Genomic DNA, 16750 nt, shown 5'->3' on the forward strand with positions numbered 1-16750 from the left:
GCCGCGCGCCACGCGCCACGCACCGCGTCACGCCACGCGCCACGCGCCACGCGCTACGCCACACGTGGCGCGGCTTTCCCCGGCCGGGGCGCCCCGGGTCAGGGGGTCACCCGTACGGGCCCGGCGGGGCGTGACTCCGGTCCGGGTCCGTGACGTGCCAGCCATTGCGCGATGGTGCGGGCGATCGGCTGGCCCGTGTCCAGTTCCACGAATCCGAACTGCCCCGACTGGTTGCACTCCAGGAACCACCAGATCCCGTCGGCGTCCTCCACGAAGTCGAAGGCACCATAGGCGAGTTCGGCCTGGTGCAGATAGGCGCGGACGGCCGCGGCGATGCGCGGCGGCACGTCGGCGGGTTGCCAGGGGCCGGAGGGCGGGGCGAAGCGGACGTCGACGTCGTCGGCGTCCGGCACGGCGGGTTTGCGGGCGGCCAGGAGCCGGTCACCCACGGCCGTGAGGCGGATGTCGGCGAGTTTGGCGATCCGCCGCTGCAGCAGGGTCGGGCCGAACGCGACCGCGGTGAAATCGGCGTCTGGAGCGACGCGGGTCGTGGGTATGGCCCGGGGCGGTTCCTGCGGGTGCGTGCCGGAGACGGGCTTGACCACCAGGTCCGGGAAGCGCTCGGCGAACTCCCGGGCGGCCTGCGGGAATGTGGTGATCAAGGTGGCCGGCACCGGCAGTCCGCTGCGCTGGGCGAGGCGGAGCTGCCACGGTTTGCGACGGGCCCGGCGGGCGGCGTCGGGGCGGTTCATCCAGCGCGCGTGAGTGCCGTGCAGCATCCCGTACAGGGCCTGTGAGGACTCCTCGGTCAGCCAGGCGGACGGCTCGGCGACCCGGGCCGCCGGAACCCCGGGCCTGCGCACCCACACCGAGCGCAGTCCGCTCGTGCTCACCAGGCGGCCGCCGGCGGACAGGTGTCCGCGGAAGGTGCCGTGCACGTACTCGCCCGAGAGGGCCACCCCGCCGGGGAGGTCGGCGGGATCGAGCCGGACCACCGGCACATCGGCGTCGTTCAGTTCGGCCACCACCATGTCGGCCGTCACATCCTGTTCACTTGTCAGGATCAGCACGGTCATCGTCGCCGGTCCGCGTTCAGTCGTCGAAGTGCGTCTTCGAGCCCGCCGTGGAGGTCGTCGCCCCGGCCTCTCGCAACACTGCGTAATCATGTGCGGCGATCCGGCCGTCCGGGAGCACGTTCAACTGCAGTGCGGAGTCGTAGCTGTACGGAGCGCTGAACTCCAACTCCTCGGCAGGCCGAGCATAGTTGAGGGCGAACAGTCGCATCGTCTCTCCTCGTTCCGTGCCTTCACGCGCAAGCGGACCGTAACGCTCCCACATCATGTCCACCTGTCGGGTCGCTCTGCTTCCACGGAGTTATACGAATCGAACGAGTGAATGGTTGCCTCACGCTCGGTGACCACGGAGCCCGCCCGGACGCTCTTCCCTTCCGGCATCCACGATCCGCCTTCCGTTCACATGCCCTTCGATGCTCTGGGACGTGCGACCCGGCGGTGTGGATCCGGTCACGGCCACCGCGGGGAGCACCGTCGCCCATTCAGATCCTCGGCGGCCGCCACTTCACCGCCCCGCGGCCCCCGGGGAACGCTCCGGGCACTTCGGCTGGACGGCGACGGCGAACGCGGGACCGCGGAAGTCCATGGGCGTCTCAGAGGCCGCCCACGGTGAGGACGGCGAGGGCGGCGGAAGTCACGACGGGGGTCGCGGTCCCGCCCAGGAACCCGATCAGCTGGGGCGGGACCGCGAGGGCCCGGCTGATCAGGGGCAGGTTCAGGCTCAGCACGAGTGGGTCGACCGCGGTGACGGAGAAGGCGATGGACGGCCCGAGAACGGTCGGCACAAGCGACGTGGACATCCTCGGCCGCGCCTCGGCGCCCCCGTCGTGCCCTCGGTGCCGTCATCGGTTCCCATCGGCACCCGGCCTGCCGGGCACGTCCTCGACCACAGCATCTCCCGCGTCCGCACTCCGCCGAGACCACCGACGCCAGCCCGGCCGCCTCGCGCGTACGGGCGTTTGACGGACGACGCGCGCGGGCTGCCCGCGTTCGGGCCGGCCCGTCCGCCGCGCGGGCAGCGGCAGCCACCCACCCGGCCGTGCGCGGCCCGGCCGTCCTCGTGGGCGCGGTGGCGGGCCGGGCCCGGTGAGCCGTCGGCGGTCACCGCGTGGTGGCCGGCGCCCTGCGGAAGGATGGCGCCATGATGCAACGGCAGGTGGTGACGGTCGGCGTCGACCTCGCCGCGAGCGCGCGACGCACGGCTGTGTGCCGGGTGGAGTGGGGCTACCGGGACCTCTTGGCAGCCCGGTTCCTCGTGCCCGAGGGCGACGAGGAACTGCTGGGGCTGGTCCGGTCGGCCGGCAAGACGGGTCTCGACTGTCCGCTCGGCTGGCCGTCTGATTTCGTGGCGACCGTGATGGCCCATCACCGCGGCGAGCGGCTGCCGCCTCCCGCCAGGTTCCGGGAACGTGCGGACGGCAGGCCCGGTCTGGACGCGCTGCGGTTCCGGCTGACCGACGACCTCACCTGGAAGGCGACCGGGACGCGGCCCCCGCTGTCGGTGTCCACCGACCTCCTGGGCGTCGTGGCGCTGAGGGCCGCCTATCTGCTCGACGCTCTCGCGGCGACCGGCATGCCCGTGCCCCGGGACGGATCAGGACCGGTCGCCGAGGTCTACCCCGCCGCCGCCCTGCGACGGTGGGGGATCCGCGTCACCCGCAGCTACAAGAACGCCACCCCCGAGGCGCGTACCGTCAGGGAGCGCATCATCGGCTCGCTCGAGGCCGGCCTGGGGCTGCCCCTGCCCGAGCCGGTGCGCGCGTGGTGCGCCGACAGCCACGACCATCTCGACGCCCTGCTCTGCGCCCTGGTCGCCCGCGCCGTTCAGGTGGGCGACACGGCTTGGCCGGGCACCGACGACGAGCGTGCCGCCGCCCGGACGGAGGGCTGGATCCACCTGCCCGGAACGGACCTCGCCGCCCTCCACGGCTGACGTCGGGGCCGGGGGCCGGTCGCCTGCCGGCTCAGGGGTTGCGGCGGGCGACGGAGAGGTTGAGCGCGGTCGCGAACCCGCACCAGGCGGCGTGGGGAACGAGAGCGAGGGCCGCCGTGGTGCCGGCCCGCACGCTGCGGCGGATCAGCGCGGCACTGCTGATGTCCAGCAGCAGCGTGCCGACCACGCCGGCCTTCGGACTGCGGCAGCCGAGGAACAGCCGGTTCCAGTCGGCGTTCAGCGCCAGGTCCGCCGCCAGACCGGTGGCCACGGCGCGGCGTTGCCCGCCTCGGGCCCGGGCCGGGGCGCGGCCTCCGGCCCAGGCGACGGACGCGTACAACGGGGTCCACACCAGGACACCGCGAACGTCGCCCCCCGCCGGCGGACCGTCATCCGGGTCCGCTTCACCGACCGCACCGGCAAGACGGTCCTGCGCTGCCACAGCCTCAACCGCGAGGACAAGGGGATGACGGCGGTTCAGGAGATCGTCGGACAGCCGCGGTTCCCGCCGGCTCGCATATCCGCCAGGCGGCTGCCGCGCACCGGCCGAAGCTGCCGGCTCGCCGCCGCGCGCCGCGCTTGCGACCGCTCGCCCCAGCGCACGGCGGCGTGCGGCTCGCATAGGCCAAAACGGCGCGTACCTATCTTTGCGGCCGCGTACGCCGCCGCACTTCACCATTCGTGTACGGCTGCACGGGCTCGACGTTTTCTTCGGCGGGCCAAGGGTGAACGGCCCCGAGCAGGTATTTCCTTGGCGGGTTTGTCACCCACACGTGCGTATTGCGATGGCAAAGCCTCAAGATTTCGCGGGCAGAGCGTAGCGTTCATCCTGTTCCCCATTCCGGATGTGCCTGGGACCACCGCAGTCTGCGGTGAGTGACCACTGTATGTACGGACCAGCCATCGTGGGCTGTGACGTCGTGCTTTCCCAAAGTGAAGGGAATACAGCGGGCGCACCGGCACCCTGACCGGCGGACCTCGCCACCCATCGGCGACTCCGCCCTGTATCAGAACGGCAACCACATGACAGCCCACCGGATTTTCGACTGGACACCGCAAGCCGTCGTCTTCGACTGCGACGGCACTCTGGTGGACTCCGAACGGCACTGGGAGCAGGCACGCGCCATCGTGCTGCGCGACCACGGGGCCCTGCCCGACCCGGAGTTCGCGGCCCGCAGCAAGGGGCTGCACTACGCCGAGTGCGGTGCCCTCATGGCACGCCTCGCCGGCCGGCCGGACGCGAGCGAGGAGATCACACAGCAGCTTCTCGCGACGTTCCGCGCCCTCGTCGCACAGCACCCCGTGGCCGTACGCGGGGCGCAGATGCTGGTGACGAGACTGGGCCGGTCCACACCGCTGGCCGTGGCCAGCAACTGCCCCGCGGATGTCGTCGAGTTCTGTCTGCAGTCGGTCGGCTTACGGCACCACTTCCGGCACATCGTCGTGCCGGGGGCGGAAGTCCTTCCCAAACCGCGCCCGGACGCCTACGTCGAGGCCGCGCGGCGTCTTGGCGTGGACTGCGGCAGCGCCCTGGCCGTGGAGGACTCCGTCAACGGTCTGAAGGCCGCCGTCGACGCGGGGCTCCGCGTGATCGGAGTGGGCCGGCGGCCCAGCGAGGAAGCCCTCGCCCTCGCCGATCTGTGGGTGGACACACTGGACGATCCACGGCTGCTGGCCTGGGTGGACGGCGGGCCCGCCGTCCACCCGAAGGAGGCCGGCGACGCGGCCTCGTCCGGCACGGCACAGCCGCCGGTCCCCCCACAGGGCGGACCGGCGGACTCCGAAACCGAGGCCAGGTCCTGACCGTTAGCCGCCCGTGATCCGCAGCCATCGGACCTCGCCCTCGTGCCGGTCGCCGGTGGGCGTGAGCCCCGCGGCGGTGGCGATGGCGGTGGAGGCGAGATGGTCGGGGTGGATGTGTGCGACGACGGCACGCACCCGGTGCCGGCCGAGCCAGTCGACGAGCCCCAGGGCCGCCTCGGTGGCGATGCCTCTGCCCTGCCAGGGAGTCCCCACCACCCAGGCAACCTCGGCCACCGGGCCGTGGCCGGAGACCCTGATCGTGGCCTGCACGGTACCCGTCAGACGGCCCTCGTCTCGGAGCCTGATCACCCAGTTCAGCCAGGAGACGGCCGGATCGGGCGAGCCCGCGGTCATGCGCCGGTAGCGCGAGCGCAGGGTGTGCACGGGCTCCGGACCGCCGCCGGTGAAGGTGTACAGGGCCGGGTCGGACAGCACCGCGGACATCTCGCCGGCGTGTCCGACGAGGAGCGGCAGCAGGTCCAGCCGCGCGGTGCCGATCGCCTGGGTGGTGAAGCCGGCGGCGCCGCGAGGATCTGTCACACGAAAGACGGTACAGCGATGGGCCAAGGCTCTCGCCGGCGTGCGAGGACCCTGAGCGGGCGCCAAGCTGGGCATGGATGCACGAGGGCGGCGAGCCGCACCGCTCCGGCGGGGGCGCAGTCACAGGACGAGAGGCCGGACATGCACCTGCGCACCCGAGCCGGCACCGCGCTCGGTGCCGCCGTCCTCCTCGTTGCGGCGCTTGCCGCCGCCCCTGGCCACCTGCCCGCGCTCGGCGCCCACCCCAGGGGCGGCTGCCGGTTCAAGGTCCTTTGCGGGACCGTCCAGAACAACACGACGCGCTCTCTGAAGATCTGCCTGAGCTGGGACTTCCGGGGAGCCGACCAGGCGTACCAGCCCGAGGACCACTGCGGATCGGTCGCCTACATCAGGCCCTACGCCGTCTACGGGGTGCCGCAACTCAAGGACGTCGACGCCTTCTACATTCCGAACGGCACCGCGTACTACGGCCTCTACAGCGGCATCCCGAAGAGGTGGACCCACACCGGGAGCGGATGGTGGAAGTTCGGCGACAGCACGAGCGTGCAGATCGACTGGACCGCCTGACCCCGAGGAACTGCCGGACGCCTGCGCGGCCGACGTCAAGCCGGGCCGAGGGCGTCGGTGCCCAGCTCCACGGTGGTGGTGATGCGGACGACGCAGGGCCTGCGGGGAGTGGAACCGAATCCGAAACGCACGGGCGGCTCGACCGGTGCGAGAGCACCGAGGCTCCCGCCCTCGTAGACGGCCGTGGCGGTGGTGACCCGGCGCAGGTCCCGAGCCCCGTACCACTCGCGCCGCCCCCCGCCGGCAGTGCCACAGGTCCGCACGCCCCGAAGGGCCCGGGCCGGAAGATCCACAAGCGCGATCCAGGCCGGACGGACGGCGAGCACGGACGGCACGGCCCTCAGCAGCAGCCCCACGAGATCACGCCGGCCCGTGGCGAAGCGCAGCTCCAGAGGACCCGCCCTGACGGACCAGTTCCGTCCTTCGACGCTCACCAGGACCGGGACGACCCGCACCTCGTCGAAGGCGTATGTGCCGGCGATGAAGTCCGCCGTCTCCCGGGACGGCGCAAGCAGCAGCCGATGCCCGTCCGCCTGTTCGAGCATCACGTCGCTGAAGGGCCCGAACGGCGATCGTGCCCAGTGCCCCAGCACCACACGCGTGCCGGAGGACGTCCCGACGCCCGCGATGTGGCCCTCCAGGCGCACCCGTGCGCGTGTCGGGGGCGTCCGTCGTGCAGGAGGCGGGAGATGCCCGTCGTTCATTCGTCACCTGCCGGTGTTCCGGCCGTGCCCTGCGGGTATATGCCATAGTCGCACCGCACGGCGATCGTGTCCGTGGCCGCCGCAGCCAGCGCCACGGCCGCTGCGGGGAAGGGCGGTGCGACGGGAAGCACTCCAGGACGGCTCAGGGGAATCACACATCGGCCCTCGTCGTTTATTACTATTGAGCGCGCCTGGACTCAGATGGGCGCTCAGGAGGGCGGCACCGAGAGGAGGGGCTGTGGAAGACCTCATCGAAACGCTTCGCTCCGGGCAGGCCGCGGCACCTGCCTCCTCGTGGGAGGCAGGTACCTGGGATCTGGCCCACCAGCCAGCGGCTGCCCGAGAGGCCCGGCAGATCACTGAACATCTCCTGGATTCCTGGCGTCTGGCCCGGGATGAGGCCGACGCCCTGGTGCTGGTGGTCTCGGAACTGGTCACCAACGCCGTCGAACACGCCGCACCGCCCCTCGCTCTGCACCTTCACCGGGACGCCGAGACGGCCCAGGTGCACGTGGAGGTCACCGACGGGGGACCGGCCGCCAGGGAGGGCGACTGGGCCGTCAGCTGCGGTGACGGCGAACACGGACGCGGGCTCGACATCATCGACCGTGTGACCCTCGCCCACGGCGAGCGTCGTCAGGAGGACCGGGTGACCTACTGGGCGGACGTCATCACCGCCTGAGACGGTGCCGGCGCGGCAGGCCGGATCGGCGCTGCCACGTCGGCACCGCGGGATGCCCGTTTCCGTGGCCCTCTGGCGGTCCGCCTCCGCGATGCCTGGCCCGGGGCCACGCCCGAAACCTCGGTGGCGCGCTTCCACGACGAGCCGGCCGACGACTACCACCTGGTCTACGCGGACTGGGACGCGAGCCTCCGCCGGCAGGGTACGGCCCTGGACGTTGTGACCGGCCGGGACCACGCCGCGGTGCCCGGCTGCTCCTGCGGCATCGGTACCCAGGCGATCGGCCCGGCGCTGCACGGGCACTGCGTCGCCGGGGCCGGCCTCAGCCCCCGTGTCGCCGCCCGCGCCGCCCGCGAGGCCGCCCGCCGGGGCCTGACACTGCGCACGGCCGTCGCCGACATACGGTGCCTGCCGTTTCCCGGTGGCCGGTTCGACGCCGTCGTCTGCGCCGACAACGCGCTGCCCCACCTCCTGACGGAGCGGGACGTGCGCGGCGCTCCGACCGAGATGTGCCGCGTGCCGCGGCCCGCCGGCCGGCCGCTGATCACACCCGCCCCTACGACGAGCCGCTGCGCGACCGCCCCGCCGCGCCCCTGTGCAGGTTCACCGGCCCGCCGGCCGCGCCGAGGGCGGCGAGCGGGCCGTCACCTTCGGGCTCTGGCACTGGCACGACGACGACCACCACGACCTGGAGCACTTCCAACTCGTGCCCGCGGGCGGGGAGCGGCGCGTCCGGGTCCGCCGGACCACGTACGGGGCGCTGTGCCGGGAGCGGCTGACCGCCTTCGCCGTCGACGCGGGGTTCGTGGACCGCCAGTGGCGCATGCCGCACGGCACCGGCTTCTTCCAGCCGCTGCTCGTGGCACGCGCCGGAGAGTAGCCGACGACACGTCACAACAGTGCGTCGAGCGTGAGGGGCAGCGACCGGACACGGCGTCCGGTGGCGTGGTGGACGGCGTTCGCCACGGCGGCGGCGACACCGACCAGGCCGATCTCCCCGACCCCCTTGGTGCCGAGCGGGCTGCCGCGGTCGGGATCGCCCACGAACACCACGTCCATGGCGGGGACGTCCGCGTTCACGGGGATCAGGTAGTCACCGAATGTGCCGTTGGCGATCCGCCCGCTGGGAGCGTCCGTGACGGTTTCCTCGAACAGGGCCATCCCGATGCCGCCGACGGTCCCGCCGACGATCTGGCTCCTGGCGGTCTTCTCGTTGAGGATGCGGCCGCCGTCGATCACCGACACGACGCGGGCGACGCGTACGAGCCCCAGGTCCGCGTCGACCCGCACCTCCACGAATCCGGCGCCGAAGGCACCCGACAAGGCCATGCCCAGCTCGTCCTGGGGCCGGGGGGTGCTGTGGCCGTTCGCCGTCAGCTCCACCAGGCCGTGCCGGTCGAGGAGGCCGGTGAACGTCTCGCCGTGCTCGGGCCGTCCGACCGGATGGATACGGCCCCGGGTCACGCCGACGGACTCGGGGGAGAGACCGGACAGGGCAGAGGTGCCGTCCGGGGCGGCCAGCTCCACGAACCGCCGGACGAGCCGGGAGCACGCGTCGACGACCGCGTTGCCCAGCGCCACGGTGAGTCCGGACCCTCCGGCCGGCGGCGCGACGGGCATGTCCGAGTCACCGAGGTCGACACGCACCCGCTCCATGGGCAGGCCGAGGCACTCCGCGGCGAGCTGCGTCATCACTGTGTACGTGCCCGTGCCGATGTCGGTGGCGGCACTGCGTACCAGAGCGCTTCCGTCCCTGTGGAGGGTGGCCTGCGCATGGCAGTCCATCGCGTACCAGGGATAGCTGACCCCCGCCATGCCGTAGCCGATCAGCCAGTGCCCGTCCCGCATCGAGCGGGGCACGGGGTCGCGGGCGAACCAGCCGAAGCGCTGCGCGCCGACCTCGTAGCACTCGCGCAGTGCCTTGCCGGACCACGGCAGCCCATGGACCGGGTGCAGCTCGGCGTAGTTGCGCAGACGCAGTTCCAGCGGGTCCATCCCCAGCTTGTAGGACAGCTCGTCCAGGGCCGATTCCAGCGCGAAGTTGCCCTGCGACTCGGCCGGGGCCCGCATCGAGGCAGGGCTGGGGATGTTCAGACGGACCTGCCGGTCCCGTGTGCGGACATTGTCGCACCGGTAGGCGGAGGCGGTGCCGGACGCGATCGGTTCGTAGTCCTCGTCCTCCATCGCCACCGGAGAGACACTGCGGTGGTCGAGGGCGACCAGATCACCGGCGCGTGTGGCTCCGACCGCGATGCGCTGCACGCTCTTGGGCCGATGCCCCACCGAGGTGAACATCTGGGGCCGGGTGAGCACCAGCTTCACCGGCCGGCCCAGCCTGCGGGCCGCGGCCGCCGTGAGGATCACATGCGGCCACACGCGCAGCCCGGCGCCGAAGCCCCCGCCCACGTACGGCGCCAGCGCGCGCACCGAGCTCTCCGGCACCTTGAAGACCGCCGCCAGGGCGCTGCGCACCCCGAACGGCCACTGGGTGCTGTCATGGACGGTGAGCCGGTCACCGTCCCAGGAGGCCAGCGTCGCGAACGGACCCAGCGGGTTGTTGGTGTTGTCCGCGGTCGTGTACGTCGCCTCCACCGTGACCTCGGCGGCCGCCAGGGCGGCGGCGGCATCCCCGCGGCTGTGGTCGAGTTCCCATGGGTCGTCGATCTGGGGCGCCCGGGGGTCCATCAGGTCCAGCAGGGGCTCGGTCGTCTCGTACCGCGCCGACACCAGACGCGCGGCCGCGGTCGCCTGCTCCTGCGTCTCGGCGACGACCATGGCGATGTGCTGGCCGTGGTGCAGGATGCGGTCGTCCTGGAGCGGAGGGGGAGGCGAGAACGGCCTGGGCGAGTGACAGCTCTTGCGACGCGCACCGGATGCCCGGCTGCGTGTGCGGCCTGCGCTGCGTCGATGGTTGCACGCGCCGGCGAGCGGCTCATCTCGATCATGCCGCCGAGGGGGACGGCGCCCCGGAGGCGGCGGCCTCGTGTGCGGCGCCTACCGGGACTCCTCGGACTCCTCCGACTGCGCTCCGGCCCCGGGGACCGTCGGCTGCTCGGGCGCTCCGGGGACGGTGTAGAAGACGGACGTGCCCTGCTTGCTGCGCTGGGCCTGGTTCCTGGCCACCAGCCCTTCGAGCGTGGTGCGCACCACCGTGGGCTTGACACCGCGCTCGGGATGGGCCTCGCCGAGCGCGGCGGTGATCTCCGCGGTGGAGCGCGGTTCACCCTGTTCGGCGAGGTGCCGGCGGACGAGTTCGACCAGCGTGGGCCGCGCCCCCTTCGCGACCGCGGTCCTGCCCGCGCCGGTGGCGCCGCGTGCGGCGGTGGGCTTCTTCGTACGCGTCCGCCTGCTCGTACCGGACGGGGCGGCGGACTCCTTCCGCGGCGCGGGCACGCTCGCGCCGCCGGCCGCGGGTCCGGCCGTGGTCGCGCTCTCGGCGCCGGTCTCCGCCTCGGCCTCCGCTTCGGCCTCGGGCTTGGTCTCCGCCGAGGCCGTGGGCGCCGGTGCGGCAGGGGCCGGCGCGATGCCGAGCGCCTGCTGCATGGTCACCAGAACCGCGTGGTCATGATGGAGGGCGGCCAATTGGTCCTGCAGCGCGACGATTTCGGCGCTGACGCGTTCCTGCTCCTTGATGTTGCGCTCGAGGTCGCCGGCGACCTGGGCGGCGTACTGCGAAGTCAAGTCGGTGCCGGGAGTGGTGATCTCTGACATGTGTCGACCTTTCCTTGGGTCCCCTGCCGGGGACGAGGGCCTGCGGCCCGCGCAGAGACAGATGGTACGGATGACGGGTGCGAACCACTCTGACGAGCATTCACCGTGCCCGAGGAGCAGGCGGTCCGTCGCCGTGGACGCGGACGGCCGATGCGATCAACTGGTCGACCAGGGCAATCAGGACGTCCCGGCACGAGTCGTGTTCCCGCGCGTCGCACAGCAGCACCTGTGTGTGGCCGGGCAGCGCCAGGGCGTCCCGGATCTCCTCGGGCCCATACGGGTGGTGTCCGTGGAAGCCGTTGACGCCGACGACGAAGGGGATGCCCCGCCGCTCGAAGAAGTCGATGGCGGCGAAGCTCGTCTCCGGCCGGCGCACGTCGATCAGGACCACGGCGCCGAGTGCGCCGATGGCCAGGTCGTTCCACATGAACCAGAACCGCTGCTGACCGGGTGTGCCGAACAGATACAGCACGAGGTCCCGACTGATCGTGATGCGGCCGAAGTCCAGGGCCACGGTGGTGGCCTGCTTCTCCTCGATGCCGTCGAGGTCGTCGACGCCCAGGCCCGCGGCCGTCAGCGGTTCCTCCGTGCGCAGCGGGACGATCTCGCTGACGGATCCGACCATCGTGGTCTTGCCGACGCCGAAGCCGCCGGCGATCAGGATCTTCAGCGTATCGGGGGCCGGCGTCGGCCGTGCGGCGGTGTCAGAGTCGCCCAAGGCCGTCCCTCACTTTCTGCAGCAGATCCAGGTCGAGGCCGGGGGTGGGGCAGGCGGGGTGCGGCGGACGGACGGTGATACGGCCCGCCTCCAGCAGATCGCAGAGCATGATCACGACCACGCTGACCGGAAGGTCGAGATGGGCCGCGAGCTCTGCCACGGCGATCGGCTCCGCGCAGCGCTTCAGGATCCGGGTGTGCTCGGGCTGCGGCCGGGCGGCCCACGCGGGTGGCGGGTCCACCGCCGTCACCGTCGTGATGAGGGTGAAGTCGGCGCGGCTGGGCCGGGTCCGTCCACCGGTCAGGGTGAACGGGCGGACGAGCCGGCCCTCCGCGTCGCCGTCGCCTCCGCTCACCTCACTCGCCGCTGCCGGAGGCGACGGCATCCGTGCGTGGTGCCGCACTCAGGTGCTCGCCGATCTTCTTCACCAGCATGTTCATCTGGTAGGCCACCACGCCGACATCGGCGTTCGGGCCGGTGAGGACGACGAGATGGGCGCCGGGGCCGGCCGATGTGAGGATCAGATAGCTGTGGGCCATCTCGATGAGCGCCTGACGCACCGGCCCGCCGCGGAAGTCCATGCTGGCGCCCTTGCTGAGGCTCATCAGACCGGAAGCGGTCGCCGCCAGCCGTTCGGCGTCGTCGCGCACGAATCCCGTGGAGTGGCTGACGACCAGCCCGTCCTCGGAGAGCACCACGGCGTGCTGGACGTCGGCGACCCGGTCCACGAGTCCGGTCAGCAGTTGGTCGAGCTGGGTGTGCGTGGCGGGGATGGGACGTGTCATGGCGGTGTCCTTACGCGCGGTCGGCGGGCGGGGTCGAGAGTTCCGGGGAGGGGGTGCCGGCGGGGGGAACCCGGGCGCCGCGGTCGTCCGGTGCGGCAGCCCCTTCCTGGCCGTGCCGGTCCTGCGCGCCGTCGTCACGCGCCTGGAACGTCCCGCGCTGGAAACCGGCCAGAGAGCAGGCGGCGCGTTCGGCGGTGAAGTCGTCGAGGAGGGTGTCCTCCTCGATGGGCACTGCATCCTCGCGCAACTCGGCGACCAGGCTGGTCTGCGGCACCCGGCGCGGCAGCGGACGCAGCCCGCCCCCGCGCCGGCCGTCCGCCGTCCGTGAGTCCTCGACGGCGGGGGCAGGGACGGGGGCAGGGACGGGGACGGGGACGGGGACGGGGGAGGGGGCGCCGGCGGTCCGTGCGGACGCAGCGGGGCGGGGACCTCGCAGGGGTTCCGCGGGCTCCGCCTCCGAGCCGGGGGCCTCGCGCACGACGATGTCGTGCGGCAGGAGCACGATCGCCGTGGTCCCGCCGTACGGTGAGGGACGCAGGGTCACGGCGATGCCGTGCCGGGTGGCGAGACGGGCGACCACGAACATGCCGAGCCGCAGATCGTCGGCCAGCGCCACCACGTCGAACTGCGGGGGCGCCGCCAACTGGGCGTTGAGCTGGGCGTAGTCGTCCTCCGTCATGCCCAGGCCGCGGTCCTCGATCTCGACGGCGAGGCCCTTGGCCACCATCGCCGCTCCCACGGCGACGGGACTCGGGGCCGGGGAGTACACGGTGGCGTTGTCGATGAGCTCGGCCAGCAGATGGATCACATCGGCCACCGCGGGCGGGGACAGGTACACGTCCTCGTCGGTGTGCACCTCCACCCTCTGGTACTCGGCGACCTCCCCGACGGCGCTGCGCAGGATGTCGATCAGCGCGACCGGCTCGGTCCAGCTGCGACGGGGCTGCTCGCCGCTGATGATGACGAGGTTCTCCTCGTAGCGGCGCAACTGGCTCGCCGTGGAGTCCAGTTCGTACAGGCCCTGCAGCACGTCCGGGTCCTGGTGTTGCCGCTCCAGCGCGTCCAGCCTGCTCAGCTGGAGGTTGACCAGGTTCTGGCTCTGCCGGGCGATGCCGAGGATCACCTTCTGGAAACCGCGCCGGGTGTCGGCGAGTTCGACGGCGGTGTGCACGGCCGTGCGCTGTGCGGTGTTGAACGCCTGGGCGACCTGGCCGAGTTCGTCGCCGCCGTAGTCCAACGGCGGCGTCGCGGACTCCACGTCGACCTTCTCGCCCCTGTTCAGCCGGGCCACCACGTCGGGCAGCCGCTGCTGCGCCAGGCTGAGCGTGGCGATCCTCAGCCCCCGCATCCGGCGTGACAGGGACCGGGTGATCCGCCAGGACACGCCGACGCACAGCAGCAGGGCGGCCAGGCCGCCCGCGCTCAGGGAGCCGGCCTTGACCAGCAGTCCGTGCGCGTTCTGCGCGCCGCGGTCGAGCAGTGCCCCCGTCTGCTGCCGGATCAGAGCCGAGTACTGCGCGGAGAGCGTGACCATCGCGGCGTCCCACCGCCCGCGGGCGTCCGGCAGCGCGATTCCGTGCGAACCGCCCTTCGGGGCCCGGGCCGACAGCACCTGGTCCTCCACGGACTGCAGGGTCTGCCACTGCGGCGACCGCAGGATGTGCTCCGTCTGCGCCTTCGCGCCGCCCTCGGCCGAGGGGAGGATCTGGTCCCCGACCAGCCAGCGGCGGACGTGGACCAGTTGCGCGAACCGGTCCCACGTCTCCTCGTCCATGCGTCCGGACGGCCACGCCAGGGTCAGCCGGGCGTCCTCCTCGGAGATCAGCTCCGCGGCCTGCTGCAGGGCGACGAGCGGGCCGGCCTGGGAGGTGAGGTCCCCGTCGTCGACCTGGGAGAGTTCCCGGTAGGCGTGGACCTGGTCGTCGATGATCGCCGTGTACTGGTCCAGTGCCTGCTGGGCGGTGATGTCCGTCGGGTGGTCCACCTGGCCCCGGTAGTACTCCAGGCTGGCCACCGACGCGACGACCGAGTACAGCCGGTCCTTGATGCGGGCGGGGGCCTTCTTGATCGTGTCGGTCTGGCCGGCCAGCTTCGCCACCGCCGCGTCGGTCTTCCTCCGCTGTGCGTCCAGGGCGGCCCGGGAGCCGTGCGGCGACGCCAGCCAGGCCGCGGACAGACTGCGCTCCCTCTGCAGGGCGAGTGCCGCCTCGGTGCCCATGGCGCCGGTCGATCTGCCCAGCTCGGTCTGCCAGCGCAACCGCAGGCCCTCCGAGAACATCTGAGTCGTCGTGACACCCCACATGGTGGCCAGGGTGACGCTGGGTACCAGGGCCAGCAGGATCAGGGAGAGCCGGATGGAGCCGAGACGGCGCCGTGGACCTGTCGGTGTCCGTCGAGACATCGTCGTCCTAGAGCGATCTACAGGGGACGGGGACTTGGGGGACGAGTGCGAGGGGTGACCGCGTGTCCGGTACGGCACAGGAGATGCGCAGGATGCTATCCGCACATGTGACCTACCGCACAGGGAAGGGCAGAATCGAACGCGTGGAATGGCCGCCGGCACTCAAGGAGCGGGTATCCGCTCAGCGGGTGCCGTTGGCCGCGAACGTCGCGACCGTGCCGATGTTCGCCCTGGTCACGAAGGCGGGACCGGTGAGCACCGGAGCGACGCCGCCACCGCTCACATTGCCGTTGGACCTGTAGAGCCACAGCGCGTCCACGGCCAGATATCCCTGCAGATAGGGCTGTTGATCCACCGCGAACTGCACGTCCCCGTCCTTCACGGCCCCGACCAGGTCCTTGTTCAGGTCGAAGGTGGCGACGCGCGCCGTGCTGCCCGCCTTCTTCACCGAGTCGATCGCGGCGAGCGCGAACTGCGCCCCCAGCGTGACGACTTCGTCGATACCCGGATCCTGCCGCAGCCGGGTCGTGACGGCATCGGTCATGGCCTTCATGTCTGTGCCGTCGCCGTAGAGCATGTCGGTCAGGCCGTCGAACGCCTTCTTCACACCGGCACAGCGCGCCTCCAGGGCGACGTTCCCCCGCTCGTGGATGACGCACAGGGCGTGCTTGGCCCCGAGGCCGTCCAGCTTGTCGCCGACGGCCCGGCCCGCGACGCTCTCGTCCTGGCCGAAGTATTCCAGCACGCCCTCCGAGCGCCAGGCGTCGATCCCGGAGTTGAGCCCGACCACCGGAATGCCGGCCGCTCTGGCATCGGCGATCGGGCCCTTCATCGCATCCGGCTTGGCCAGCGTCAGCGCGATGCCGTCGGCCCGCTCCCGGATCGCGTCGCGCACCAACTCCGCCTGCGCCGCCGCGTCGGAGTCGTTCGCGTAGGTCAACTCCACGCGGTCCTTGGCCGCGGCCGCCTCGGCGCCCTTCCGCACCAGTTCCCAGAAGGCGTCACCCTTCGCCCCATGGGTGACCAGGGCGACCTTGAGCCCGGTGGCGCCGGACGCCTTCGCGGATCCGGACCGCGCGCCGCCGCTGCCGGAGCAGCCGGCCAGGAGCAGGCAGACGGCCACGGCGGCGGCCAGGGTCGTACGGGGCGTGGACGTGCGGCACGTGTGCGGCGGGGGAGGAGTGTTCATGTGGTGCGGCACCTCACTGTGCAGCCGAGCAAGTGGCGGGAGGAACGACGAGAGCGCGGAAGCGCGACGCCGTGCACCGGCTCGGCGGCTCTCGTAGGGCGGGAGCCAATCGTGTGTGACGGCCGGTAGTCAAGTGAGCTACCACTGGTAGTGAGTTGTTGCTGCCCCATTGTGATGAACTGCGCGACAGCGGGCAGTTCGCGCCTGCGCTCGGGATCCCCTGTCCGGCCGGCACCCACATACATCACAATGGAATTTGCCTAAACCTATTAGGCAACTGCACAATCGGTTGTGCCGAATGGGAGGAAGGCATGGCGCGGGCAGGACTGACCAGGGAACGTCTGACCCTGGCGGGGGCGGACCTGGCCGACGAGGTCGGCTTCGACCAGGTGACCGTCTCGGCGCTCGCCCGGCGGTTCGACGTCAAGGTCGCGAGCCTCTACTCGCATCTGAAGAACTCCCACGACCTCAAGACGGGGATCGTCCTGCTCGCACTGGAGGAACTCGCCGACCGGGCCGTCGACGCCCTGGCCGGGCGGGCCGGCAAGGACGCCCTGGCCGCCCTGGCGAACGTCTACCGCGACTACGCCCGGGAGCACCCCGGCCGCTACGCCGCGGCCCAGCTCCGCCTCGACCCGGAGACG

Annotated in this window: 19 protein-coding genes and 2 pseudogenes; 7 read left to right on the plus strand and 14 right to left on the minus strand. The window is 72.0% G+C overall.

Annotation, left to right across the window (positions count from 1 at the left end; all coding sequences use genetic code 11):
- Nucleotides 1-98: 98 nt before the first annotated feature.
- The 3 genes from tgmB to ACFSL4_RS12525 all read right to left on the minus strand — a co-directional run bounded on the left by tgmB (nt 99) and on the right by ACFSL4_RS12525 (nt 1873).
- On the minus strand, nt 99-1076 hold the full coding sequence (gene tgmB / locus ACFSL4_RS12515; protein WP_381081653.1) for an ATP-grasp ribosomal peptide maturase: 978 nt from the start codon (nt 1074-1076) through the stop codon (nt 99-101).
- A gap of 16 nt (nt 1077-1092) precedes the next feature.
- Complete coding sequence (gene tgmA / locus ACFSL4_RS12520) at nt 1093-1284, minus strand: putative ATP-grasp-modified RiPP (protein WP_381081655.1); 192 nt, start codon at nt 1282-1284, stop codon at nt 1093-1095.
- A gap of 382 nt (nt 1285-1666) precedes the next feature.
- The gene (locus ACFSL4_RS12525) at nt 1667-1873 is read right to left on the minus strand and encodes a hypothetical protein (protein WP_381081657.1); all 207 of its coding nucleotides are present in this window, start codon (nt 1871-1873) and stop codon (nt 1667-1669) included.
- Between the two features lie 341 nt (nt 1874-2214).
- Here ACFSL4_RS12525 and ACFSL4_RS12530 point away from each other — a divergent pair, with 341 nt between their 5' ends.
- Nucleotides 2215-3006 carry a DUF429 domain-containing protein gene (locus tag ACFSL4_RS12530; RefSeq protein ID WP_381081659.1) on the plus strand — a complete coding sequence of 264 codons (792 nt, stop codon included), beginning with the start codon at nt 2215-2217 and terminating at the stop codon, nt 3004-3006.
- Between the two features lie 31 nt (nt 3007-3037).
- Here the strand turns inward: ACFSL4_RS12530 and ACFSL4_RS12535 are convergent, their stop codons facing one another.
- On the minus strand, nt 3038-3358 hold the full coding sequence (locus ACFSL4_RS12535) for a TspO/MBR family protein (protein ID WP_381081661.1): 321 nt from the start codon (nt 3356-3358) through the stop codon (nt 3038-3040).
- On the opposite strand from ACFSL4_RS12535, the gene ACFSL4_RS12540 reads away from it, so the two are divergent.
- Nucleotides 3287-3886: a multicopper oxidase domain-containing protein gene (locus ACFSL4_RS12540; protein ID WP_381081663.1), complete on the plus strand. Its 600-nt coding sequence runs from the start codon at nt 3287-3289 to the stop codon at nt 3884-3886. The two genes, ACFSL4_RS12535 and ACFSL4_RS12540, sit on opposite strands and share 72 nt — an antisense overlap.
- A gap of 143 nt (nt 3887-4029) precedes the next feature.
- Nucleotides 4030-4809, plus strand: a complete 780-nt coding sequence (locus ACFSL4_RS12545; protein ID WP_381081666.1) for an HAD family hydrolase — start codon at nt 4030-4032, stop codon at nt 4807-4809.
- Nucleotides 4810-4812: 3 nt separating this feature from the next.
- Here the strand turns inward: ACFSL4_RS12545 and ACFSL4_RS12550 are convergent, their stop codons facing one another.
- Complete coding sequence (locus tag ACFSL4_RS12550) at nt 4813-5349, minus strand: GNAT family N-acetyltransferase (RefSeq protein ID WP_381081668.1); 537 nt, start codon at nt 5347-5349, stop codon at nt 4813-4815.
- Nucleotides 5350-5490: 141 nt separating this feature from the next.
- Between ACFSL4_RS12550 and ACFSL4_RS12555 the strand changes: the two genes are divergently transcribed.
- Complete coding sequence (locus ACFSL4_RS12555; RefSeq protein WP_381081670.1) at nt 5491-5916, plus strand: hypothetical protein; 426 nt, start codon at nt 5491-5493, stop codon at nt 5914-5916.
- A 35-nt stretch (nt 5917-5951) separates the two neighbouring features.
- Here ACFSL4_RS12555 and ACFSL4_RS12560 read toward each other — a convergent pair whose 3' ends face one another.
- Nucleotides 5952-6620 carry a hypothetical protein gene (locus ACFSL4_RS12560; protein WP_381081672.1) on the minus strand — a complete coding sequence of 223 codons (669 nt, stop codon included), beginning with the start codon at nt 6618-6620 and terminating at the stop codon, nt 5952-5954.
- 238 nt (nt 6621-6858) lie between these two features.
- Here ACFSL4_RS12560 and ACFSL4_RS12565 point away from each other — a divergent pair, with 238 nt between their 5' ends.
- Nucleotides 6859-7302, plus strand: a complete 444-nt coding sequence (locus ACFSL4_RS12565) for an ATP-binding protein (RefSeq protein ID WP_381081674.1) — start codon at nt 6859-6861, stop codon at nt 7300-7302.
- Between the two features lie 72 nt (nt 7303-7374).
- Nucleotides 7375-8182: pseudogene (locus ACFSL4_RS12570) on the plus strand (class I SAM-dependent methyltransferase).
- Nucleotides 8183-8193: 11 nt separating this feature from the next.
- Here the strand turns inward: ACFSL4_RS12570 and ACFSL4_RS12575 are convergent.
- The 8 genes and pseudogenes from ACFSL4_RS12575 to ACFSL4_RS12610 form a co-directional block, all read right to left on the minus strand.
- Nucleotides 8194-9987 carry a xanthine dehydrogenase family protein molybdopterin-binding subunit gene (locus ACFSL4_RS12575; protein WP_381082143.1) on the minus strand — a complete coding sequence of 598 codons (1794 nt, stop codon included), beginning with the start codon at nt 9985-9987 and terminating at the stop codon, nt 8194-8196.
- Between the two features lie 30 nt (nt 9988-10017).
- Nucleotides 10018-10113 (minus strand): annotated as a pseudogene (locus ACFSL4_RS12580) (hypothetical protein); the annotation flags it as partial.
- 183 nt (nt 10114-10296) lie between these two features.
- Nucleotides 10297-11013, minus strand: coding sequence for a hypothetical protein (locus ACFSL4_RS12585; protein ID WP_381081676.1), 717 nt, complete (start codon nt 11011-11013; stop codon nt 10297-10299).
- A 100-nt stretch (nt 11014-11113) separates the two neighbouring features.
- Nucleotides 11114-11731, minus strand: coding sequence for a GTP-binding protein (locus ACFSL4_RS12590; protein ID WP_381081678.1), 618 nt, complete (start codon nt 11729-11731; stop codon nt 11114-11116).
- Nucleotides 11718-12116, minus strand: coding sequence for a DUF742 domain-containing protein (locus tag ACFSL4_RS12595; RefSeq protein WP_381081680.1), 399 nt, complete (start codon nt 12114-12116; stop codon nt 11718-11720). Before ACFSL4_RS12595 ends, ACFSL4_RS12590 begins: the two co-directional genes overlap by 14 nt.
- Nucleotides 12088-12516 carry a roadblock/LC7 domain-containing protein gene (locus ACFSL4_RS12600; RefSeq protein WP_381081682.1) on the minus strand — a complete coding sequence of 143 codons (429 nt, stop codon included), beginning with the start codon at nt 12514-12516 and terminating at the stop codon, nt 12088-12090. The genes ACFSL4_RS12595 and ACFSL4_RS12600 overlap by 29 nt, the downstream gene beginning before the upstream one ends.
- 10 nt (nt 12517-12526) lie before the next feature.
- The gene (locus tag ACFSL4_RS12605) at nt 12527-14917 is read right to left on the minus strand and encodes a sensor histidine kinase (protein ID WP_381081684.1); all 2391 of its coding nucleotides are present in this window, start codon (nt 14915-14917) and stop codon (nt 12527-12529) included.
- A gap of 181 nt (nt 14918-15098) precedes the next feature.
- On the minus strand, nt 15099-16106 hold the full coding sequence (locus ACFSL4_RS12610; protein ID WP_381081686.1) for a substrate-binding domain-containing protein: 1008 nt from the start codon (nt 16104-16106) through the stop codon (nt 15099-15101).
- A 311-nt stretch (nt 16107-16417) separates the two neighbouring features.
- Here ACFSL4_RS12610 and ACFSL4_RS12615 point away from each other — a divergent pair.
- On the plus strand, nt 16418-16750 hold a 333-nt coding region (locus tag ACFSL4_RS12615), incomplete at its 3' end, for a TetR/AcrR family transcriptional regulator (RefSeq protein ID WP_381081688.1).

The organism is Streptomyces caeni (assembly GCF_042678285.1).
GTDB classification, from domain to species: Bacteria; Actinomycetota; Actinomycetes; order Streptomycetales; family Streptomycetaceae; genus Streptomyces; species Streptomyces caeni.

Excerpts from the sequence above, each read along its gene's own strand:
- ACFSL4_RS12575 (WP_381082143.1), bottom strand. The coding sequence starts at position 9,987 with ATGGACCCCCGGGCGCCCCAGATCGACGACCCATGGGAACTCGACCAC.
- tgmB (WP_381081653.1), bottom strand. The coding sequence starts at position 1,076 with ATGACCGTGCTGATCCTGACAAGTGAACAGGATGTGACGGCCGACATG.
- ACFSL4_RS12525 (WP_381081657.1), bottom strand. The coding sequence starts at position 1,873 with ATGTCCACGTCGCTTGTGCCGACCGTTCTCGGGCCGTCCATCGCCTTC.
- ACFSL4_RS12560 (WP_381081672.1), bottom strand. The coding sequence starts at position 6,620 with ATGAACGACGGGCATCTCCCGCCTCCTGCACGACGGACGCCCCCGACA.
- ACFSL4_RS12585 (WP_381081676.1), bottom strand. The coding sequence starts at position 11,013 with ATGTCAGAGATCACCACTCCCGGCACCGACTTGACTTCGCAGTACGCC.
- ACFSL4_RS12600 (WP_381081682.1), bottom strand. The coding sequence starts at position 12,516 with ATGACACGTCCCATCCCCGCCACGCACACCCAGCTCGACCAACTGCTG.
- ACFSL4_RS12555 (WP_381081670.1), top strand. The coding sequence starts at position 5,491 with ATGCACCTGCGCACCCGAGCCGGCACCGCGCTCGGTGCCGCCGTCCTC.
- ACFSL4_RS12610 (WP_381081686.1), bottom strand. The coding sequence starts at position 16,106 with ATGAACACTCCTCCCCCGCCGCACACGTGCCGCACGTCCACGCCCCGT.
- ACFSL4_RS12530 (WP_381081659.1), top strand. The coding sequence starts at position 2,215 with ATGATGCAACGGCAGGTGGTGACGGTCGGCGTCGACCTCGCCGCGAGC.
- ACFSL4_RS12545 (WP_381081666.1), top strand. The coding sequence starts at position 4,030 with ATGACAGCCCACCGGATTTTCGACTGGACACCGCAAGCCGTCGTCTTC.
- tgmA (WP_381081655.1), bottom strand. The coding sequence starts at position 1,284 with ATGCGACTGTTCGCCCTCAACTATGCTCGGCCTGCCGAGGAGTTGGAG.
- ACFSL4_RS12595 (WP_381081680.1), bottom strand. The coding sequence starts at position 12,116 with ATGCCGTCGCCTCCGGCAGCGGCGAGTGAGGTGAGCGGAGGCGACGGC.
- ACFSL4_RS12605 (WP_381081684.1), bottom strand. The coding sequence starts at position 14,917 with ATGTCTCGACGGACACCGACAGGTCCACGGCGCCGTCTCGGCTCCATC.